Genomic DNA, 22,613 nt, shown 5'->3' with positions numbered 1-22,613 from the left:
CATATTACTATAAAGGGAGTTTTAAATATGAGAAAAATTTTATTAGCTTGCAGTTCAGGTATGTCAACTAGTTTACTGGTTACTAAAATGGAGCAGCATGCCAAATCAATTGGTGAGGATGCAAAAATTTGGGCAGTAGGTCAGGATAAGGCAAAAGCTGAAATGGCAGATGCAGACGTCGTATTAATTGGCCCTCAAATGAGTTTCCTTAAAGCTGACCTGCAAAAAGAAGCAGACAAACATGGCATTAGAGTGGATGTAATCGATATGATGGCGTATGGAATGGCAGATGGTAAAAAAGCATATGAACAAGCGATTTCCCTTATAGGTGATAAGTAATGGAAAAATTGCAAATTGAACAACTAACAGAAGAACAGGTTAGCTTTCAGCTTATCTTACACAGCGGTAATGCAAGGAGTAAGATTATTCAGTCGTTAAGGGTTTACCGGGAAGGTAATGTTGAAGAAGCGGATGACTTATTAAAGCAGGCTGAGGCAGATCTTAGTATCTCTCATGATATTCATTTCCAAATGGTCCAAAAGGAAGCATCAGGAGAAAAAACGAAATTCTCTATGCTGTTAATGCATGCGGAAGATCATTTGATGTCTACTTTAACGATGAAAGAGTTAGTAAAAGAAATACTGGAAATTTTTAAGGCTAAAGGCTAAAAAGTTTTAGGTTATTACTATTATTCCTAAATTGAGGGGGAAGACCCGTGTTTGAAAAAATTAGTCAATTTCTTATGCCAATCGCAGGTAAACTGAATAACAACCGGTACTTAGGTGTCCTACGTGACGCTTTTATGTTAGCGTTTCCACTGACCGTGTTCGGTTCCATCGTAGTCGTTCTATTAAACCTACCATTCTTGGATTCATTTTTAAGTGACGGCACGATTACAACACTCCGCGATACTTTTGGTGTGGCAAGCAGTGCAACCATGAATATTATGTCTGTGTTTGTTGTATTCGGTATCGGATATTATCTATCAAAAAGCTATGATGTTGAGGCTGTATTTGGAGGAGTAGTTGCTCTTGCATCCTTTTTATTCCTGACTCCGTTTGTGGTTGAAACACAAGGGGGAGAAACAATTACAGGCGTTCTCTCACTAGATCGTCTTGGAGCAAAAGGAATGTTCCTTGGTATGATTTCTGCTTTTGTAGCAGGTGAAATTTACCGAAAAGCTGTTCAAAAAGATATTACGATTAAAATGCCAGCAGGTGTACCACCGGCAGTAGCCAAATCTTTTGCGGCATTGATTCCAGCACTTATTACATTAACTTTCTTCCTAGCGATACAAGGAATCGTAACTTTAGCATTTAATACAAATCTTCATGATGTTATTTATAAGATTATTCAAGAACCACTTACTGGCTTAGGCAGTGGCATTATTCCAACCCTAGTTGTTGTATTCTTTATTCAAATCCTTTGGTTCTTTGGGCTCCACGGTCAAATTATCATGAACTCCGTCATGGATCCTATCTGGAATACATTGGCTTTAGAGAATGTAGCTGCATTTAATGCAGGTAAAGAGTTACCACATATTATTTCGAAGCCATTTATGGATACGTTTACAGTAGGGATGGGCGGAACAGGTATGACCTTGGCAGTAGTATTGGCCATTCTCGTCTTTGTTAAATCCAAACAAATGAAACAGGTAGCTAAATTAGGCGGTTTGCCTGGTGTATTCAATGTCAATGAACCAATTATCTTCGGTCTTCCAATTGTTATGAATCCATTGATCTTAATCCCTTGGGTTCTTGCACCAATGATTGTGACAGCTGTTACCTATTTTGCCATGAGTACTGGTCTTGTACCACCGCCGACAGGCGTAACGGTTCCATGGACTGTACCAATTGGATTCAGCGGATATTTAGCAACTAACTCGATTGCGGGTTCTATTTTACAGCTAGTAAACTTCGCTATTGTATTTGCGATATGGCTTCCATTCCTGAAAGTCATTGACCGCGTTAACGTGAAAAAAGAACAAGAGGCAGAAGCGGAAGCGGCAGCATCTGCACAAAAATAAAAAATATCATTGAATAGAAGACTAGTAGTGAAGGGAGATATCTTTTACTGCTAGTCTCCTTACTCATTAAGCTACACAGACGAATCAACTTTGAGACGAGAGGATGGATTTTTTTGAAAACTACTAACGATCAAATAGACTATCAATTTCCTGAAGGATTCTGGTGGGGGTCAGCTGCTTCTGCTACTCAAACTGAAGGTGCGGCTGATGTAGATGGAAAAGGTAAAAATATTTGGGACCATTGGTATGAAGTTGAGCCAAATCGCTTCTTTAATGGAGTTGGACCTGAAAAGACATCCCAATTTTATTATAAATATAAGGAAGATATCGCATTAATGAAAGAAATTGGGCACAACTCCTTCCGGATGTCTATTTCCTGGTCACGAATGTTTCCGAATGGGACAGGCCAAGTAAATGAAAAAGCAGTAGAATTTTATAACAATGTTATTAATGAACTGATTGCAAATGATATTGAGCCATTTGTTGGGCTATTCCATTTTGATATGCCAATGGCTATGCAGGAGATTGGCGGATGGACAAATCGGAAAGTAGTTGATGCTTATGAACAATATGCAATTACTTGTTTCGAAACATTTGGTGATCGCGTTAAGAAATGGTTTACGCATAACGAGCCGATCGTACCTGTAGAAGGCGGATACCTGTATGATTTCCACTATCCTAATGAAGTGAATTTTCGAAATGCTGTACAAGTCGCATATCATACCATTCTTTCAAATGCCAAAGCAATTGCAGCCTATAAGAAGCTTGGTCTGGATGGAAAAGTTGGGATCGTTTTGAATTTGACCCCATCCTATCCGAGAAGTCAGCATCCAGCAGATGTAAAAGCTTCTGTTATTTGTGACGCATTCTTTAACCGGTCATTCCTTGATCCAACAGTTAAAGGTGAATTCCCTGCAGAGTTGGTTGAAATTCTGAAGGAAAAAGATTTCATGCCAGTCATTGAAGAAGGGGATTTGGAGTTAATTAAGAATAATACAGTATCCTTGCTTGGAGTCAATTACTATCAGCCGCGCCGTGTGAAGGCAAAAGAACATATGCCGAATCCTGATGGTCCATTTATGCCGGATCACTATTTTGATAATTATGTTATGCCTGGACGTAAAATGAATCCTCATCGTGGATGGGAAATCTATGAAAAAGGAATATACGATATTCTAATTAATTTGAAAGATAACTACGGTAATATCGAATGCTTCATTTCTGAAAATGGAATGGGTGTAGAGGGAGAAGAAAAATTCCGTAATGCTGACGGAATGATTGAGGATGATTACCGAATTGATTTTATCAAGGGCCATCTTCAATGGGTTCATGCTGCAATCCAGGAAGGCTCCAATGTAAAAGGATATCATTTATGGACGTTCATGGATAACTGGTCCTGGTCAAATGCCTATAAAAATCGTTATGGTTTTGTTTCCGTAAACTTAGATAAAGATGGTGAAAGAACCATTAAGAAAAGTGGATATTGGTATAAAGAGGTAGCTGAAAATAATGGTTTTTAAGTAAGATAGTTGAAGATAGTCTTGTTTGGCTATCTTCTTCTTTTTATAATGAAAGAGAGAATGTTATAAAAAGACAAGTTTAGAAAAAGAAGGGTGTAGCATGTCCAAGTATATTACTATATCAGATGAAATTAGAGAGCGAATTAAAAGTGGATATTATCCGGTTGATAAAATGATGCCGGATGAGCATAGTTTATGCCGCGAATTTAATTGCAGCAGAATGACAATGAAAAGAGCATTAGATATCTTGGCACAGGGAGGGATGATTTATCGGAAACGTGGCCACGGTACATTTATCATCCAATCTTCTATGCAGAATCACAATGTAAATGTCCTCAGTGATGAGACTGTTGGGTTATCCAATTTAATGAAGGATCGAAAAATAGTCAGCAAAGTAATTGAGTTTAATATCCAGTTCCCCTCTGAAGAAATCGCCAAAAACCTTTCAGTCAGCATGAATACACCTGTTTATCATATTATCCGTTTACGAATAGTGGAGGATGAGCCGTATGTGCTTGAAGAAACGTATATGCCCTCCAACTTGATTCCTGATATCAATGAAGAAGTACTGCATGATTCTATTTATCATCACATTGAAAATAAGTTGAATTTAAAGATAGGTGGAGCTCACAGGAAGATAAGAGCCTCTAAATCTAATGAGTTGGATCAAAAATATCTCCATTGTGGTGAACATGATCCAATACTAGAAGTAGAACAAATTGGTCATCTAGATATTGGTATTCCATTCGAGTATTCGTTTTCCAGGCATCGCTATGACCGTTTTACATTCATATCAGTAGCAGTAAGATAATTATGGGAGGTGCTCACATGTTATTAGGTGGGATTGAAGCGGGTGGTACAAAATTTGTTTGTGCTGTAGGAGACTCGGCAGGAACTATTCTGGAACGTATAACGATTCCTACCACTACACCTGAGGAAACAATGCCTCGGGTATTCGCTTTTTTTGAAAAGTATGAGCTAAATGCAATTGGTGTAGGTTCTTTTGGTCCAATTGATGTAAATATCGATAGTCCTACATACGGCTCCATTACCGCAACACCGAAACTTGCCTGGAGAGATTATCCGATTGTTAAGGAATTAAGGCAGCGGTTATCTGTTCCAATTGGTTTTAATACGGATGTAAATGCTGCTGCACTGGCGGAGGCCACCTTAGGTGCTGCCAAAGGACTGGACAGCTGTTTGTATATTACGGTGGGTACCGGAATTGGTGCAGGAGCAGTTGTGCACGGAAAGTTACTACAGGGGTTATCTCATCCGGAGATGGGGCATATCCTAGTTCGACGCCATGAAATGGACACCTACGAAGGGAAATGTCCATACCATCAAGACTGCCTTGAAGGATTAGCAGCGGGACCCGCGATTGAAGCACGCTGGGGCCAAAAAGCGGTTAACCTGGAAGGGCGGGAAGAAGTTTGGGAGATGGAAGGGTTTTATATCGCTCAAGCCCTTATGCAATATATTTTAATCCTATCTCCAAAGAAGATTATTTTAGGCGGCGGGGTTATGAAGCAAAAGCATGTATTCCCGATTATCTATAACCATTTAAAAAAATTACTTAATCAATATGTTGTATTACCTGAACTGGATACAGCCATCGATTCTTATATCGTTTCTCCCGGATTGGGTGACAATGCAGGCGTAGTTGGCTCACTCCTTCTTGCTGATCAAGCTATTCAAGGTAAATAAAGGAAGATGTGTCCAGGTTGGACACGTCTTTTTTTTGATTCTTCTATAGTCCTGGCTGAAAATAAGTTTGAGTTAAAATTATTGAGTCAACATATCTAGTTTTATTTTTCGAATATAAAAATTAAAGGGTAAAATTGTTTATTTTTATTAGTAAACGACCTTTATATCTCTGCTCTCCTCTTCAAGTGATTGCTATTAAATCCCCAATATATTTACAATTCAATCCCTAATTTTTTAGACTTTAATAACTATAAAAAACAAATGCTATTTTTAATAAATAGTAAAAATGCACTAGTTTATCCAATTAATGTAAGGGTATTTAAAAATATCTTAACGAAAAATGTCACAAAATTATCAAATTTAGGTTTAAAAATATGAAAGAGGGGGTCATATATTACTTTTTTACCAATTAACATCTTATTCTATTAAATTATTTGCTATTTATGTAAAAAGTTATAATAATTTCTATTAAAGTGAATATTTTGTGATTTTATGTAAAGGAAAGAGGGGTTGAGGGGAACCGATGTTAGAGTCAAAAAGGAAAGCTATTATATTCATGCTATTATCTTTATTTTTAGCTATTTTGGCCGGATTCTTTGTATTGCAGAAGGTAAAGGCTTTAAACAATGATTTAGGGACAGTTGTATCCGTTTATGCAGCTAATGAAGATATTTCTTCAAGACAGGAATTAAAGCCTACTATGATTACGACAAAAGATATTCCAAAGAAGTATTTGGAGGAATACCATATTACAAATGTCAGTGATTTAGAAAATAAGGTATTAGTCGTTCCGCTAAGTAAAGGGGACGTCATCTCTAAGAATATTCTTAAACAAGCCTCTGTAGTATTAGAAGAAAATAATCGATTGATTTCGATGATGTCGGATGAAAGAGTCCTATTCGATGAGGCATTGGAAGCATTGGATCGTGTAGATATTATCGTTTCAGATAAATTGGAAGGGAATAAGGCTCAAACTAAAATATTTATGAAAGACGTAAAAGTAGCCCGTATAGCCAAAAAAGATAATAAGTTTCAGGGTGTTCAACTGGAGATTCCATTGGACAAGGCTCCGGAATTAATACATATGCAGAATTACGCAGACAGTGTCCGGATTATTAAATCAAATGTAGGTCAGGCTACGGAGACTCCTGAAGCCGCAAAGAAAAATGAACCGGTGGTAACAGAAGAGGCAGTAGTTGAGCAAAAACCGGTAGAAAAGAAGGAGCCAGAGGTAAAAAAGACTGAAGAAGATGAAAAAAATAAGGAAGCAGATCCTGGAAAAGATACATCTAAGGATAAAGAGAAAGAATAAAAAACAAATTAGTTTGTACCTATTTTCTAGAGATGGCGGGGGAAGGTTTTATGAATGAAGAATTATCATTGCTGGTAATAGGAGATGAAGATAATAGTATTTATACAGCTATAAAGGATATTTTGTCTGAGTATCCCAAATTTACACTGGTATCAACCAGCCGTGTTATCCAGCAGTTAGAAGATGGCGAGCACATAGATATTGCTTTAGTTCTCAATCGACAGGAAGCGCCAGTAATAGAGGTCATACAAAAGATTAAAAGGACAAGTCCTGAAACGCTGGTTATGTTTTTGAATTCCATTCAGGATTTTCAATTAGTGAGAGAAGTTTTGCGTGCGGGCGCATTGGATTATTTAGTTATCCCCGATGAAATTAATTTATTATCAGAAAGGCTTCAAACGTTAAAAGAAATGACCAAAACTAACAAAGCGAGCGGGGCTGTAAATTCGTCTATCTTTTCAAGGGGACGAGGAGAAGTTTTGGCTTTTTATAGTGGAAAAGGGGGAAGCGGTACGACCTTCATTAGTTCCGCCTTCGCTCAAACCTTGAAGCTCGATTCAACTGCGGAAGTAATCTTACTGGATTTAAATTTGCAGTACGGAGGAATTGAAACTTATCTTGGGATTGAAACGAACCGTTCACTTGCCGATTTGAAACCTGTCATACAAGAGATTAATGACAGCCATATTCGAAACGTGACGGAGAAAGAGAAGTTTTCGAGACTTGAAGTCTTATTGAGTCCAAGAGACACAGAAGTTGCAGAGTCCATAGATGAAGACTATGTTCAACGTCTAATCAGAGCTTGCAAGAGAAGTTTTGATTTTGTCATTATTGACATACCTAGCTACATTGATATTGCCTCATTTGCTGCAATTGAAGAAGCAGATAAAATCTTCTATGTTATTACACCTGATACTCCTTCCATACGTGTGTTTAAAAGTGTAGAGGAACTCTTCAAACGCCTGGGAATTCATTTAGATGAACGTATGGAAATCATTATCAATAAAACAGGAAAAGATAGCGAATTAAATGGCAAAGATTTAAGTAGATTCATTCAATATCCGATTGCCGCAGAAATTAAAAAGGATATAAAGGGTGTTCTTCATTCCATTAATAAAGGTGAACCTATTCGAAAAGAAGCTAAGGAAAAGCGGCTCCCTGCAGTAGCGAAGGATGTTCAAAAATGGGTTGCCGGCTTATTGAAATAATCGAATGGCGATTTGGAAGGAGAGCAGATTATGGCACTTTTTAATAAAAAAAGGGACGTAACAATTGAAAAAGAGGTTACGTATAATTCCTTGCAATCAAATCCCTATATCGATGAATTGGTTGAACATTACAAAACCAGACTTCTAACTGAAACCAATTTAGATACGCTAACAGCATTATCTGAAGGCGAAAAGCGGCTCACAATCGAACGCTTAATCAGCGCATTTATGTCTGAAGAAAAAGTTGTGATCCCGCGGTACGATAAAGAGACGATGTTAGCTAGGCTTATCGACGAATCAGTGGGTTTTGGTCCATTAGAGCCGTTGCTCAATGATGATTCAATTACAGAAATACTCATTAATGGCCCCGCTGAAGTTTTTATTGAAAAACAGGGAAGATTGCAACGATCAGATGTCAATTTTAGAGACGAAGCCCATGTTAGACATATTATTGACCGAGTGGTTGCTCCTCTTGGGAGAAGGATAGATGAAAGTTCTCCAATGGTCGATGCTCGTCTTCCGGATGGCAGCCGTGTAAACGCTGTTATCCCGCCAATCAGTTTAAACGGGACATTGGTTTCTATCCGTAAATTTCGTAAAACACCATTTGAGATGCAGGATTTATTGAATTTTGATTCTCTAGATGAAACTATGGCGACCTTCCTTCAGGCCATAGTTGAAGCAAAAATGAATGTGCTGATTTCTGGAGGAACAGGAAGTGGGAAAACTACTTTTCTGAATGCTGTTGCAAAGTCCATACCGATTCATGAACGAGTTATTACAATAGAAGATTCAGCTGAACTACGATTAAATCGGGGATCTGTAGTCGGACTGGAGGCAAGACCTGCAAATGTTGAGGGACGTGGGGAAATTACGATCCGACAATTAGTAAAAAATGCCCTACGGATGCGTCCTGACAGGATTATTGTCGGAGAGGTACGGGGATCGGAAGCATTTGATATGCTGCAGGCTATGAATACCGGTCATGAAGGATCGTTGACGACTGTGCATGCCAATTCCCCATCAGATGCACTGAGCAGGGTTGAAGGAATGGTAATTATGGCGGGAATGGATTTACCGTCACATATTGTAAGGGAGTATATTGTAGGGGCTTTGGATTATATCATTCAAGCTGAGCGTTTATCAGATGGGAAAAGGAAAATCACCCATATATCTGAAGTAAGCGTTGATGAACAAAATAAAGTTCAAATCAGAGATATCTTTCATTTTAAACGTACAGGTATGGGAGCGAATGGAGAGGTATTGGGATACCATACTGCAACAGGCTTAGTTCCTAAAGCACTCGAGAGACTTCGTATATTCGGTATTCACTTGGATGAAGTAATCTTTAGGCCAAAGGAGGAGGAATTGGTGTATGAATGAAATGCTTTACATCCCTCTCACTGCTGGTGTGGCTATGTTGGCTTTTATAGTTGGCATTTATTTTTATCTTGGCTACCGTGCCCAAAAACGTGAATGGAAACAGAAGCTGGCAACCTGGTATCCAGAAGAAAAACGTAAAAGCTTTATTGTCGGTTTGGGTGATAAATACGACAAAACAGATCGGGCTAAAGTTTTAGCAGAGAAATTACATAATGCAAATCTTATATTAACCCCATCTGAATATCTTGGCTTTCATCTGCTTGGATTCCTGGGACTAGTTTTGGTCTTTACAAATATGTTTAAAATCCCCTTCCCTCTTAGTGTAATCATACCTATATTGATTTTACTAGGTGCCCATTCCGGTTTATTCATGGTCCGGAAAAATAAATATGAAGAACGCTTTAATGACCAACTGGCAGATATCTGTCGTTTGCTCGGAAATGCGGCCAGATCGGGTATGACACTAACTCAGGGAATCGATTTGGTGGCGAAAGAAACACCCGCACCGGCAGGAAAAGAATTTAAAAGAATTTCGCAGGAGTTGAAATTGGGGGTCCCATTGGAATACGCCCTGCGTTCTATTCAAAAACAAAATAAATCACGGGATTTCCAACTGTTTATAGCGACGTTGCTCATTCAGAAGAAAACTGGTGGTAACTTGGCAGCGATCCTAGAATCCATGTCCAACACACTTGAGGATCGCAAAATCCTTAATCAATCTATTAAAACCATGACAGCCGAGCAAAAATATATTTCATTTATTGTTCCGGCAATGCCTGTGTTTCTCGTCTTGATTATGAACGCTTCAGTGGATGGCTTTGTAGATCCGCTATGGACTGGACCGGGAATTGTATTACTTGTTTTGTTTGCAGCGGGTGTTGTACTTTCGTTTTTCTTGATTCGAAAAATCACGAATATAAAGGTGTAAATTATGGATGCTCTAATTATTTTATGTGTGCTGTTATTTTGGTTGTTTTTTACATTAACGATCCGTCATTATTCCCGCTATTTAAATGAGAAAAGGGGACTCATTGGCCATATTGCAGAAACGGTCCATGAAGGGTATTTGGGTGTTCCTAAAAAGAAGAAAAAGAACTCAAAACTTACTGATAAACTTCTCAGTTATTCGGATGATTTTGCTGAACTAGGGAAACGGATAAACTTCTTTAGTGAAAATAAAGATATTGAAGACTTGCTCAGAAAATCAGGACGTCCCTATAATTTAACACTGGACAGATTCCAGGGTCTGAAAATTTGGTTGGCTGTTACGCTTTTCTTTGGTTCTTTGATCTTTTTAATTCTAGGATTTCCGTTGGCTCAATTTGGTCCGATCTTTATGCCGCTAATTGGGTATATGGCTCCTATTATTCTGTTGAAGCAGGCAGCTAGAAAACGTCAGGAAGCATTAAGACATGATTTACCTGACTTCCTAGATACAGTGAGTACCAGTTTGCAGGCTGGTGTCAGTCTGGATCAAACCTTACGTGAGGTTATCCGTTATTTTGAAGGACCGCTACACGAGGAATTCTCCCGTTTTAACCATGAGATTGATTTAGGTGTTCCTCGTGAGATGGCATACAGAGGTCTGTTGGAGAGAAATGATAATAAGGAATTCCAGGGATTAATAAAATCTCTGATACAAGGATTAAAGCTGGGAGTGCCAATCGCAACGACATTTAAAGTACAAGCCGAGGACATGAGGCAATTCCGCGAAGAGAAAATTAAAGAACTCGCAGCCAAGGCTTCTCCAAAAGTAACAATGGTAACCACCTTTGTAGTAGCACCTGTATCACTTATGATCATTGCAGGATTAATGGTCTTAAATATGATTTATGGTGAAAACAGCATTGGAAGTTTATTTAAGTAACCCCCTCCCAAAGGGAGTTTAAAATAATAAAAATTATAAGAATAATAGGAGGAATGGAAATGAATTATTTAACAGGAATGTACGTAAAGGCAACAACTAAGCTAGGTGGATTGGTGAAAAACGAAAGAGGATCTCAGACTTTGGAATGGATTGGGATTGCAGCGGTTATTGTTATTTTGGTTGGGGTTATTTCGACAGCGTTTGCTGGGGGAGACCTTGGTGAAACTGTTAAAACTAAGTTTACTAGCCTTCTAGATAAAATGGTTGCTGATTGATAATTATACAACAAAAACTAGGAGGTATGGGGTCTTGAAAAAATGGGTGCTAATAGCAGTTGCTGCTTTGTTTATATCAGGATGCACTGATCAAGAAAAAGAAACAGAAGTAAATGAGAAGCCTAAAGAAAATAGTACTGAAGAAGTGAACAGTGTAGAAGAAACAGATCCGGAGAATGCTATACCAAAAGAAAATGTCTCAGTTGAAGAAACTTCATGGATTGAAAAATTTGAAGCTGCTCCAGAAGTAAAGATGAGTCCGGAATATTTAGCTAACCAACCTCAAGGACCTTATGCAGATATCAGCTACGATTCGAATCCAGAATCCTATCAAGAATTTTTGAAGGTGATGGAAGGTATTCCAGAGAATGCTACGGAAGAGGAATTAGACAAAGTGTTTAACTATATAGTAAGTCAGGTTTCTGTAGATGTTACAGACCCACAAACGGTTATAGATAGTTGGAAGGTGAGTTCCTTTGGTGATCCTGAAATAGAAGATAGTCGATATCAATTTAAGGAAAATTACAATATTGAGGTTATCTTAGATTCTAGTGGGAGTATGGCTAATATAACTAATGGTAAAACAAGAATGGTTGTAGCGAAGGAAGCGATTCAGCAATTCTTAATGAGTGCGCCTGAAAAAGCCAATGTTGCCCTTCGAGTATATGGTCATAAAGGAACAAGTAAGGACAGTGATAAAAAATTATCTTGTGATAGCAGTGAGTTAGTTTATAAGTTTGGATCCTACAAGGAAAAAGAGTTTAACCAAGCATTGAGTTCCTTTGAACCTGCTGGTTGGACTCCTTTGGCTCAGTCGTTGATGGATGCTCAGAATGATTTAAAAGAGTTTAAGAGTGATAAAAATACGAACATGATATACGTGGTTAGTGATGGAATTGAAACCTGTGATGGGAACCCTGTAGAAGCTGCTAAAAAACTTGGAGAGTCTGATTTGCAACCTGTCATTAATATTATTGGTTTTGGTGTCGATTCAGAAGGACAGAAACAATTGAAAGAAATGGCAACTGCATCGAATGGAACTTATACAAATGTTCATAACAGTAATCAACTAAAGTCGGAATTTGATAAGGCTAAAAATGCTTTAGAGAAATGGAAACAATGGAAGGAAAATGCTAATTATGATGCCAAGGTAGACCGTAATAAAAGATATTTGGATACTAACAGTTTGAATAATGAGTATTCTAATAATATCCAAAAGCAACAGAATAATATGGTTTTTATTATTAATGGATTGAGAAACAAAGACCTTATAACATCTGAACAGAAAGAATACTTAACTTCAAGAAAATCCGAATTAGCAAAAGAAATGGATGAAGCCAGAAAGACAATAAGAGAAGATCTCGAGAATTTAAATGCGAAAACTCTCGAAGATACCAAAAAACAAATCGAAGAGAAATACAATCAAAATACGCAATAATAGGAAAAGTCATACACCTTGATTAAACACTACTTCCTGATATGAGTAAGGAGGTTAAGGTGAAGCGAAATAGGTTGGTAAGAAAGCTCCTTGTCATGTTTGCCATATTATTTGTCCTGTTCCATTCCATCTCTATTCCTCTTGCGGCGGCCAGCTGGACCGGGGATGCCTGGAAGGGTGATGCTTGGAATGGCTCCGATTTGAAGTGGAAAGGGGATTCTTGGAAGCAAAAAGGCTGGGTGCAGGATGGCTGGGAGCGAGATGGTTGGACCCAAGAGGGATGGAATCAGGATAAGTGGAGTCAAGATGGTTGGGCTGGTGATGGCGTCAGCCCGATAGACCCTGCGACAGGAGAACCATGGACGGGGGATAAAATCAGCGAAATTAATCCGGCCACCGGAAAACCATGGACCGGTGATGAGATCAACGGAATCAATCCAGCTACCGGAAAGCCGTGGATTGGCGATGAGATCAACGGAATTAATCCAGCTACCGGAAAGCCGTGGACCGGCGAGGAGATTAACGGAATTATTCCGGCTACGGGAAAACCATGGACTGGTGATGAGATTAACGGAATTAATCCGGCTACCGGAAAGCCATGGAGTAGCGATGATATCAGTGGAATCAATCCGGCAACAGGAAAGCCTTGGTCATCGGATGCTTCCAATGGCGCTAACTCAATCACAGGTGGAAATAATGGTTTTATAAATCCACAGACCGGATTTCCTTATTTATACGCTCCAGGACGTATTTCAGTTGATGAGGTAAATGGTACAGATTCAGAAGGTAACATTGACCTTTATGGTCTTACTAAATATATTGCTAAAGATGTAATTGCGGGGCAAGTCAAATTTGTAAATGTAATTGAAAATGGGAAGTTTAGTTTGACTAAGCCAAATAGTATATATGGACTTATGATGAATGGATTCAGGCTGGGGCTTGGTGAATCGAACTCATCCTTTAATATGGCATATGAATCATATTTATGGGCTGATAATATAAACAGCGTTAACGATGCAATTACTACGCTGAGAACCTATTCTCCCATTCAGAATGCTGCTAATTCCGGGTTGGGGGGACTTACCTCAGCCTACAGGAATGCCTCTCTTGCGAATTCAGCTGCAAAATTTGGTACATTGGCAAAATTTAATGCAGCGGCAGGAGTAGTAGGAACAGTTTTTTCAACGATTGATACTGCTAAAAATACTTCGAAAGCAATCAATGTATTAAAAAGTTCAGCATCAGGAACAGAGAAAACAACTGCAGTAGCCAGTGCAACAGAAAGCTTTGGTTCTTTGTTAATGTCTAGTGGTGCTGTGGCGAGTGCTCTTCCAGGTGTACAAGCAGTTGGAGCAACAATGGTCCTTGTTGGGGCAGGCATTTGGGGAGTTTCAAAAGGTGTTAAATATGCTGCAAAGCATTGGAATTCTATAAAAAGCGGGGTTAATAATGCTAAGAAGAAAGTCGGAGGTTGGTTTAAATCATTAAGGGGTGCGTTTTCATAAACCATCTTCAAAATGGGAGGAAAACTTTTACCCCTCCTCCCATTCTTTTTTAGACATAATATGAAAATAGCTAAGAGAGAGGTTCCAAGTATGGAAAGAACCACAGTGGAGAAATACGCCAAAAAGTATAAAAAGCTTCTTGAGAAAGTTACCATTATTCATTTTGTTCTTTCTTATAATAAAAGAAAGTGGTGGTTAGCGGAGTATAGCTTTAATAATACCCCTAAAGGATATGCAGTGTTTACAGAAGGCGATTCAAGTGTCAACGAAAAGGAAATTGCCCTTGATCATATCGGTTCTTTTATCCGTACTTGTATAGGAATACAATCCATCGTTCATCCTCGAATTGCAGTGACAGAGGAGATAAATAATACGCTTAATAAAATGAACGATATCTTAAATTTGTGGGTGAAGAGTGAAGAAGAAATTAAGTTGAAAGATCAGTTTAATGAGTTTACTGATTTTATATTATGGTGCCAAGAAAAGACCAATGAATATAACAATGAATTTTCCAAAATAGCAAAAAAAATTGATGAAAATCATCTGTTTACAGTTGAACAAAGGGAGCAATTAGTTCTAATAGGAAGTAAGCTGGACTTAATTATTTATCTGCAAGTTAAGTCTCAATATGATCAACTGCATAAGAATCGGGAATTGTTGAGCCATTTGAAAAATCATAGAAATAATCTTGATAAAAAAGATTACTATTATATTGTTACCAATTTAAAAAAATATTGTGATTCAAATGCACAAAAAGACTTTGAAAAGTCCTTGTTTAATGAAGATGAGCTGATTTGGAAAGATGTAATAGCTACCATAGACAGTTTTGAAAGATTGAAGGAATCATCACATCAAAAATATAAAAATATTGATAAGCGTAAGTTGCAAGAAATGGTGCGTTTATTAAGGAATTAGTTATGATTGAAAATTTTAATAGATAAGAATTTCTATTATGGAATTATAAATAATGAATATGATGGGATGGAGATTAATGGACAAGCCTTTTCGTGAAGCATTTGCTCTTTTCACCAGCAGATTTGAACATATACTCTTGTTGGGAGTAACAATTATACTTCCCCTGCTACTAGGCCACGCTTTGTTATCAAACTATATATATGCGGTTACACCGACTGTGTTGGGAACGACAATAATATCTGATATTTACTACACATTTCTAACTGTTCTCTTAATGCTCTTCGCTCAAGTTCCGTTAATAAGATATATGTTTAATGAATACCAGGGACATGAAGGAAGCTTGAAAAATGCTTATTTTGTTTTTTTTGCTAATGGATTTCAATTTTTTGTTTTTGCTATTCTTGCTAGTTTTTTAACGACCGTTGGAATTATTCTATTTCTTTTACCGGGGTTGATTATTTTAACTCTTTTATATCCGATTCCTTTTGTAGCTGCAATGGATAATAAAAGTATATGGAAGAGTTGGAAATCAGGAATTAGGCTAGGTAAAAAGCATTTCTTTAAACTTTTTCTCTTAATTCTAGGGATGTCTTTAATTGAATTGATGATTTCTGGAGGAATTACACTATTAATTCTCTCATTAACTACTTCTTTTGCTGCACAAATTCTTTCTCATATTCTATTAAATTTGGTCTTCTTCCCAATCATCACACTTATCATCACAGGTTTTATTATCAAATGGAGAGAAGAAATCTATACATTGGAGGCAAATCGATCAGCTAAGGAGGAGTGGGCTTAATGAAATGGAAGGCTCTAATCCAGCGTGAGAATGGTTCTGCTACTCTCGAATTTTTGGGTATGGTACCTCTTGTTTTTATGCTAATGCTGATTATTTGGCAATTCGTTGTCGGAGTCCATGGAGTCATTGTCACACAGTCAGCTGTCAATGAGGCTGCTAAGGTATACTCCATAACAGGTGAATGGGATCAGGCAAGAGCTGCAGCGGAGAAAACAGTCCAGACGGGGGCTAAATATCTTACCTTTAATAGTGCGCAAACATCAGTGACAAGTTCAGATACATTTACAGCTAAAGTTTCAGTAAATATAGAACTAATCTTCTTCCCGGATAAATTATTTCCAAATGGCGCTCCTTCCCTGGCATTCTCCAGTGAAGCGAGCGGTAAGGTGATTGAATGAGGAAACGATTGAATGAGGATGGAAGTACGACACTTTTTATTCTCGGTATGTTAAGCGTAATGATGATTATGTTCATTGTTCTGTATAACTATGCCAAAGTTTATGCTGTCAAAGAACAAGCGTTTACAAGTTCACAACAGGCAAGTTTGGCGGCAACAGCAGAGTTTTACGATAGAGTGTGGAATCTTGTGGCAGAGTTTGATGGAACTGATGAAGAAAATCTTCCGCAGCCTGACCCGGATTCGGAAGATGCTCTTGAGGTAAATCCGATTACTAAACTAAAGATCAAAGAGATGGTTGAACGAAAAAAAGCTGAACTGGCTAACAGCTATCCAGAAAAAAGCACAAATGAAGTTCATATAATGGCGATTGATGAAGTTCTGAGCGAAGAGCTTAGTAGTGGCTTGGGCAAAAAAAGGCTGAAAGAGATACTAATTGATAACTATGAACACTCCATAAAGGCCGGTACAGTAGCAAAGGCTAAGGAAGTTATTCTCGCTAATGATGGGAAATTGGAAAAGGCACAAATACGGCTTTTTAAAGATAATCGTATTTATGTCAGAGCGGCAAATGAATTTGAAGGACAAGGGAAGTTGTTTGATGGCTTTAAAGAAAAGCTATTTCAAACCGGAGCAGGTCCGGAAATCGGTTTTTTATCCTACCTTGATGGGATAAATGATGAAACGATCCAGCTATCGAATGAAGTCGATAATGGAGTGATATGGGGTCAGTGACAGTGGTTGTACAGTTCTTAACTCCCTTCAGATGGGGGAAACAGCTTGCAATAAGGAAACTTTTGAGGTTTTTAAGAAGTAGAGACTAGAAAAATACAATCAAAATACACAGTAATAGGAAAAGAACAGTCACCTTGCGTAAACAAACAACACTTCCTGATTGAATGAGGGGGATAAGGTGATGCGGAATAAGTTAGTAAAAAAGCTCTTTGTTGTATTTGCTATATTTTTTGTCCTGCTCCAATCAATTTCTATTCCGTTAGCAGCAGCCAGTTGGACAGGTGATGCATGGAAGGGTGATGCTTGGAAAGGCGACGCATGGAATGGCAACGATTTGCAATGGGAAGGAGAAACTTGGAAAGGAGATTCATGGAAGCAAAAAGGCTGGGTGCAGGATGGCTGGGAGCGTGATGGATGGACTCAAGAGGGCTGGGATCAGGATAATTGGAACCAGGATGGATGGACAGGTGATGGTGTCAGTCCGATAGACCCGGCGACGGGCAAGCCGTGGACCGGTGATAAGATAAACGGAATAAATCCAGCCACAGGCAAACCGTGGACTGGTGACGACATCAGTGGAATTAATCCGGCAACGGGAAAGCCATGGACCGGTGATGATATTAGTGGAATCAACCCTGCGACAGGTAAGCCATGGACTGGTGACGATATTAGTGGAATTAATCCAGCGACGGGCAAGCCATGGACTGGTGATGATATTAGTGGAATCAATCCGGCGACAGGCAAGCCATGGACTAATGGTGAAACCAATGGAATTAACCCAGAAACGGGCAAGCCTTGGTCGAATGAAGGAATTCAAGGGAGTTCACCTGCGATTGAAGGGAATGGACAGGATAAAATTGACATAGACCCCTATGAAGCGACAAAATTTATAATGAATGATGTTATTGGTGGTCAAGTAAAAGGAGCATATGAAATAGAAAGCGGTAAGTTTAGTTTATTGAAACCCAATAGTTTTGCTGGCATTTTGCTCAATGGCATAAAATTAGGGGTTGGAGATTCATCGGGTTACAATTATTTACATGGTGGATATGAGATCGCTGATAAAGTGTATACGGGCATAGATGGTATTACAGATGCAAGGAAATATAGGAACTTAATTCAAAGCGGGCAAGATTTGTCTACATTTGATTCTATATTTGGTTCTTCTACTAACCCACCACCATCCGCGTCTTTTGGAATGTTGTCTAAACTTAATGTTGGTGCTGCAGGAATAAGTACAGTCTTTTCCACGATAGACACCGTTAAAAATGGTATTAGTACCTATGATTCAGTAAAGGAAAATGGTTGGCGTTCTGCTAAAACGGTGGCTGCTGGAGCAGATACTACGGCATCAATTGGAGAAGTATTAATGAACTCTGGCGTCGTGGCAGGTGCTATCCCCGGGGGGCAGTTAGTAGGAGCATATATGGTTGCAGGTGGTGCAGTATTATGGGGAGCATCGAAGCTGGTTAAAGGTATAGCAGATGGCTCAATTAAAAAAGGAGTTAAGAAGGTCGGGGAAAAAATAGGATCAATGTTTAATTCCATTAAAGGTGCATTTTCTTAGATAGAATTTGCTCTATATACTCATCGCTTTTTGTATACAAATTAGGGGGATCCAAATGATTAAATCAGAAGCTGAAGAGATCGCAAAAAAACATAAAAAGTTATTAGAGAAATGTACCGTTATTAATTATTGTTTTAATTATCAATCTAAAAATTGGTGGCTTGCAGAATACAAAAAATTCCCGGGTAAAAAAAGAAGTGGCTACGTCATTATATCAAGCGTGGAAAGTTCCTATGATGAGAAAGTGTTTGTGCTTGATCATTACCTGTCCTTTATTGGAGGAGTTTTAAAAATCCAAGATATTGTTAGGCCGAGGATTAATGCGACAGACGCCATTCATAATACATTGGAACAAATGAACAATGTATTGGAAATTTGGGCAGAAAATGAAGAGGAAAAGAAACTATTAACCAGTTTTAAGGGGTTTTCTGAATACATTCTGTGGTGCCAGGAGATGAAGAACAACTTTTATGAGACATTTACTGATCTTGGTAAGAGAGTTGATAAGGAACGTTCATTTACAGTAGAGGATCGAGTTCAGCTATTAGACCTGTTGCCTAAAATGGATTTGATTATGTATCTGCAAGTAAAACGTCAGTATGAACAATTAGAAGCCAACAGACATTTATTAAAAACGGTTAAACAAACAAAATCAAGATTTAAATCAAAGGATTATTTATATATAAAAGAAAAACTTTATAAATATTGTGGGCCTGATGCTGAAAAAGACTTTCAATCAATCTTTGATGAAGGTGAATTAAATTGGAGTCAATATCCAGCAACTAAAGAAACATTTTACAATCTTCTTGATTCCTCCATTCAAAGGTACAAAAACCATGAAATGAAAGAGTTAGAGGAACGTAAAGTTTTAATCAGGAGCTAATGAATTTCTATTCCATCTTTATCTATATCTTAGGGAACTACTGATTTATCAAATAAAAGTATGGGAGATGATTATAGGTGAGTAAGAAGGAAAAACGATGGAGTAAATTTTATAAATATTTTATGATTTTCTTTTATGTCCTTCTTGTACCTATTGCGATTTTTGACTTCTTTGCTGGTGGAGGTTTCCCTTATGAGATCCTAATTGTTGGACTTGCTCTTCCAGCGATGAGGACAAATCACCTAAATATTATTAGAGCAAAGGGTGGATAATCCTTACATCAAATATTCAACTAGACTTGTAACCTCCGCTTTTGCATCAAGTGGAGGTTTTATTTATAACTGAAATAATGGGAATGTGTATACATCAAGGACTTATCAGCTTCCTCATAACTAGGAGGTTTATCATTGAATAAGTCATTATTTATTCAAAAGGTATTCATATTGATGGCGATTGCTTTTATACTCTTTCAATCTTTCATTATCCCATTCAGTTCAGCAGCATGGTCCGGAACACCATGGAAAGGGGAACCATGGGAGGGGGAATCTTGGGAGAATAAATCTTGGCATGGAGATAGTTGGCAGGGAGATATAGGAACGGGTGGAGAGCCGCAGTCCGGCTCTCCTAATGGCCAATCGGGAAATATCCCAGATATGGAAAACGGCCTGCCAGGAATAGGCCCTGTCCAACCGCCTTATAAAGTACCGGATTATTTACCTGGCCATAATCATAATAGAACAGATGGAAATGGCAATCCTACCTATCCAGGCGTAATATTACCTGGCAGTAAGATAGGTGGTGACTCCAATTCAACTCATCCGGGCGGACTATTACCAGGCTCTTCGCTTTCTCCTGGTCCAATAAACAGCAATGCTCCTAGTGGTGGGAGTGAAGGAATAGAGGGTAATGAACCAGATACGTGGAAAACCATTGACTTTGTAGGGAATACTATAATAAATGGGCAAGTCAGTTTTACAGTAGATGTACTGCAGCAAGGTGATCAATTTAAACCAAGCAGTGTATTTGGGAGACCAAACTATCTAACAAACATCCTGGTAAATGGAATTAAATTAGGAGTTGGAGATGGCACTTGGTTTGATTATGTTGAAGATATGAATACTGCTGTTGATATGGGATTTGGGATTTATGATACTGCTGAGGCATACACATTAGCTACCAGAGCAACCTCAGCTGCTGATGCAGCTACCGATATTATTCCAACCGTTCTTAATACGGGCAGTACTGGTGCATCAACATTGGGGATATTATCAAAGTTGAATATCGCGACAGCCGGGATAAGTACAGCTTTTTCAGCGGTTAATGCAGTAGATTCTCTAATTGAGACAGCTGATACATTTAATAGTAATGCAGAGACAAGTGTGAAAGTTTCAGCAGGAGCTGATACCTTTTCCAAAATTGGTGAAACGGTTTTTAATGCTGGACTGTTTGCCTCCGCCATACCGGGGGGACAGAATCGACGATAAAGAAAGTATGTACTCTATTGGAGCTATGATGGATTTACTCCTATTTCTTCAAATCAAAAACCAATTGGATGAATTTAATAATAATAAGGTTCTATTAGACAAATTGAAGAAATCTCGTAATAAGCTATCGTTCTTTAAATATAGGAAAATAAAAAAGATCCTCTCCATATATACGAAGGAGAATATGTACCAAAACTTGATCGCTTCAAAATCGACATTCGGAGACCAGTGGGATTCAATTAAAGCAGATTTGAACAGCGTTCATAATAGAGAACTATATCAAGATTTGTTGGAGCTCTACTATGAGCGGGATAGGGAACTGGTTCTGCAAGCTAAAGAAATGTTGCGGAATTAGTCTGTTAATCGTTTTTATGTTTAAAAATCAAGATGTTATTTGGTAGGTTTACATTCAAGAGACTTCATAAAACATAACTTGAGTAGAAACTCATCAGTAGTAAAACTAAAGCTTATCTTTATTAAAAGGGGGGGAAAATCTCTCCTTTTTTTATTTTGGGTCTTATTTCGCTCTTTCTTGAATGATTAAACCCCTTTTCTACAAAATATTTACAATAAAGTTATTGACTGTTAATACAGAATATTATAACAATAAGGTTATAAGTAGAGGGGGAATATGGCGTGAATGAAAAACTAAATCCTATGATAGATAAGATTATCCAAAATATAGAGAAAGTGATTATCGGTAAAAGAGAGGTTGCTAAGTTAAGCATTACAGCCCTTTTGGCAAAAGGACATGTATTGCTTGAGGATGTACCCGGTGTTGGGAAGACTATGTTAGTTAAGTCTATTGCCAAATCAATTCAGGCTGATTATAAGCGTATTCAGTTTACACCGGATTTATTGCCATCTGATGTAACCGGTATTTCCATCTATAATCCGAAAGAGCATGAATTTATCTTTCGTCCCGGGCCTATTATGGGGAATATCATATTGGCTGATGAAATCAATCGAACATCTCCCAAAACACAGTCATCCTTGCTGGAAGCAATGGAGGAACATAGAGTTACCGTTGATGGCGTGACACACAAATTGGCCAATCCATTCTTTGTTATGGCCACCCAAAACCCAATTGAATATGAAGGTACCTATTCTTTACCAGAAGCGCAGCTGGACCGATTTTTACTTAAAATGAAAATGGGTTATCCGGAGATGGCTGATGAATTGGCGATTTTGACAAATGCAAAAATGCTTGCTTCTGTTGAAGATTTAAATCCTGTAATTACTGTTGATGAAATGGTGAAGCTGCAGGAGGAAATCCAATCTGTATATGTGGATGATATGATTGCGCGGTATATTGTAGAACTGGCTGTGAAAACGAGGAACGATAATCGAGTTTATTTAGGCGTAAGCCCACGTGGAACGGTTGCTCTTATGAAGGCTTCGCAGGCTTGGGCTTTTATGCATAATCGTGATTACTGTATACCAGATGATGTACAATTTCTACTTCCATATGTATTTAATCATCGTATGATCGTGAAGGCTGAATCGGTTTATGATGGATTCAATGCTCAAGTTATTCTCGATGAAATTTTAGCAAGGACGCCTGTACCGGTACAAAGGCAAGTGAATTAAAA

At 38.2% G+C, this 22,613-nt stretch carries 24 protein-coding genes; all 24 read left to right on the top strand.

Going from position 1 to position 22,613, the window contains the following annotated elements; genetic code table 11:
* Positions 1–27: 27 nt before the first annotated feature.
* The 24 genes from AC4G3N_RS17530 to AC4G3N_RS17415 all read left to right on the top strand — a co-directional run bounded on the left by AC4G3N_RS17530 (position 28) and on the right by AC4G3N_RS17415 (position 22,611).
* On the top strand, positions 28–339 hold the full coding sequence (locus AC4G3N_RS17530; RefSeq protein ID WP_066109877.1) for a PTS sugar transporter subunit IIB: 312 nt from the start codon (positions 28–30) through the stop codon (positions 337–339).
* On the top strand, positions 339–668 hold the full coding sequence (locus AC4G3N_RS17525) for a PTS sugar transporter subunit IIA (RefSeq protein ID WP_066109874.1): 330 nt from the start codon (positions 339–341) through the stop codon (positions 666–668). Before AC4G3N_RS17530 ends, AC4G3N_RS17525 begins: the two co-directional genes overlap by 1 nt.
* A 47-nt stretch (positions 669–715) precedes the next feature.
* Entirely contained in the window at positions 716–2,026 is a 1,311-nt protein-coding gene (gene celB, locus AC4G3N_RS17520; protein ID WP_066109871.1) for a PTS cellobiose transporter subunit IIC, read from the top strand.
* A gap of 134 nt (positions 2,027–2,160) precedes the next feature.
* The gene (locus AC4G3N_RS17515) at positions 2,161–3,546 is read left to right on the top strand and encodes a glycoside hydrolase family 1 protein (RefSeq protein WP_491090880.1); all 1,386 of its coding nucleotides are present in this window, start codon (positions 2,161–2,163) and stop codon (positions 3,544–3,546) included.
* A gap of 100 nt (positions 3,547–3,646) precedes the next feature.
* Positions 3,647–4,357 carry a GntR family transcriptional regulator gene (locus AC4G3N_RS17510; protein ID WP_066109866.1) on the top strand — a complete coding sequence of 237 codons (711 nt, stop codon included), beginning with the start codon at positions 3,647–3,649 and terminating at the stop codon, positions 4,355–4,357.
* 17 nt (positions 4,358–4,374) lie between these two features.
* The gene (locus AC4G3N_RS17505; protein ID WP_140462275.1) at positions 4,375–5,253 is read left to right on the top strand and encodes an ROK family protein; all 879 of its coding nucleotides are present in this window, start codon (positions 4,375–4,377) and stop codon (positions 5,251–5,253) included.
* A gap of 523 nt (positions 5,254–5,776) precedes the next feature.
* A complete protein-coding gene (gene cpaB, locus AC4G3N_RS17500) occupies positions 5,777–6,565 on the top strand; it encodes a Flp pilus assembly protein CpaB (RefSeq protein ID WP_066109859.1) in 789 nt (262 codons plus the stop codon).
* Positions 6,566–6,615: 50 nt separating this feature from the next.
* Complete coding sequence (locus tag AC4G3N_RS17495) at positions 6,616–7,773, top strand: CpaE/TadZ family protein (protein WP_066109856.1); 1,158 nt, start codon at positions 6,616–6,618, stop codon at positions 7,771–7,773.
* 30 nt (positions 7,774–7,803) lie between these two features.
* The gene (locus AC4G3N_RS17490; RefSeq protein WP_066109852.1) at positions 7,804–9,156 is read left to right on the top strand and encodes a TadA family conjugal transfer-associated ATPase; all 1,353 of its coding nucleotides are present in this window, start codon (positions 7,804–7,806) and stop codon (positions 9,154–9,156) included.
* Positions 9,149–10,084, top strand: a complete 936-nt coding sequence (locus AC4G3N_RS17485; protein WP_077248199.1) for a type II secretion system F family protein — start codon at positions 9,149–9,151, stop codon at positions 10,082–10,084. The genes AC4G3N_RS17490 and AC4G3N_RS17485 overlap by 8 nt, the downstream gene beginning before the upstream one ends.
* A 3-nt stretch (positions 10,085–10,087) precedes the next feature.
* Positions 10,088–11,023, top strand: coding sequence for a type II secretion system F family protein (locus AC4G3N_RS17480; RefSeq protein ID WP_066109849.1), 936 nt, complete (start codon positions 10,088–10,090; stop codon positions 11,021–11,023).
* Between the two features lie 59 nt (positions 11,024–11,082).
* Positions 11,083–11,298: a hypothetical protein gene (locus AC4G3N_RS17475; RefSeq protein WP_066109846.1), complete on the top strand. Its 216-nt coding sequence runs from the start codon at positions 11,083–11,085 to the stop codon at positions 11,296–11,298.
* A gap of 34 nt (positions 11,299–11,332) precedes the next feature.
* Positions 11,333–12,736 carry a VWA domain-containing protein gene (locus AC4G3N_RS17470; RefSeq protein ID WP_066109843.1) on the top strand — a complete coding sequence of 468 codons (1,404 nt, stop codon included), beginning with the start codon at positions 11,333–11,335 and terminating at the stop codon, positions 12,734–12,736.
* A gap of 59 nt (positions 12,737–12,795) precedes the next feature.
* Positions 12,796–14,241 carry a hypothetical protein gene (locus AC4G3N_RS17465; protein ID WP_066109840.1) on the top strand — a complete coding sequence of 482 codons (1,446 nt, stop codon included), beginning with the start codon at positions 12,796–12,798 and terminating at the stop codon, positions 14,239–14,241.
* A gap of 90 nt (positions 14,242–14,331) precedes the next feature.
* Entirely contained in the window at positions 14,332–15,156 is an 825-nt protein-coding gene (locus tag AC4G3N_RS17460; protein WP_066109837.1) for a hypothetical protein, read from the top strand.
* A 76-nt stretch (positions 15,157–15,232) separates the two neighbouring features.
* On the top strand, positions 15,233–15,955 hold the full coding sequence (locus tag AC4G3N_RS17455; RefSeq protein ID WP_066109834.1) for a hypothetical protein: 723 nt from the start codon (positions 15,233–15,235) through the stop codon (positions 15,953–15,955).
* The gene (locus AC4G3N_RS17450; RefSeq protein ID WP_140462279.1) at positions 15,955–16,353 is read left to right on the top strand and encodes a TadE family protein; all 399 of its coding nucleotides are present in this window, start codon (positions 15,955–15,957) and stop codon (positions 16,351–16,353) included. The genes AC4G3N_RS17455 and AC4G3N_RS17450 overlap by 1 nt, the downstream gene beginning before the upstream one ends.
* Positions 16,350–17,087, top strand: coding sequence for a Tad domain-containing protein (locus AC4G3N_RS17445; RefSeq protein ID WP_491090825.1), 738 nt, complete (start codon positions 16,350–16,352; stop codon positions 17,085–17,087). The genes AC4G3N_RS17450 and AC4G3N_RS17445 overlap by 4 nt, the downstream gene beginning before the upstream one ends.
* A gap of 181 nt (positions 17,088–17,268) precedes the next feature.
* Complete coding sequence (locus tag AC4G3N_RS17440) at positions 17,269–18,654, top strand: hypothetical protein (protein ID WP_490553737.1); 1,386 nt, start codon at positions 17,269–17,271, stop codon at positions 18,652–18,654.
* A 55-nt stretch (positions 18,655–18,709) separates the two neighbouring features.
* Entirely contained in the window at positions 18,710–19,537 is an 828-nt protein-coding gene (locus tag AC4G3N_RS17435; protein ID WP_066109826.1) for a hypothetical protein, read from the top strand.
* Positions 19,538–19,614: 77 nt separating this feature from the next.
* Positions 19,615–19,809 (top strand): hypothetical protein, encoded by a 195-nt coding sequence (locus AC4G3N_RS17430; RefSeq protein WP_066109823.1) that lies wholly within the window; start codon positions 19,615–19,617, stop codon positions 19,807–19,809.
* 135 nt (positions 19,810–19,944) lie between these two features.
* A complete protein-coding gene (locus AC4G3N_RS17425) occupies positions 19,945–21,021 on the top strand; it encodes a hypothetical protein (RefSeq protein ID WP_066109820.1) in 1,077 nt (358 codons plus the stop codon).
* A 184-nt stretch (positions 21,022–21,205) separates the two neighbouring features.
* Positions 21,206–21,376, top strand: a complete 171-nt coding sequence (locus tag AC4G3N_RS17420) for a hypothetical protein (RefSeq protein ID WP_175354328.1) — start codon at positions 21,206–21,208, stop codon at positions 21,374–21,376.
* Positions 21,377–21,678: 302 nt separating this feature from the next.
* Complete coding sequence (locus tag AC4G3N_RS17415; RefSeq protein ID WP_066110019.1) at positions 21,679–22,611, top strand: AAA family ATPase; 933 nt, start codon at positions 21,679–21,681, stop codon at positions 22,609–22,611.
* Positions 22,612–22,613: the final 2 nt, after the last annotated feature.

The organism is Bacillus sp. z50 (genome assembly GCF_058313585.1).
The sequence above is the reverse complement of the archived record's forward strand: the minus strand, read 5'-3'. Positions and strand labels throughout refer to the sequence as shown.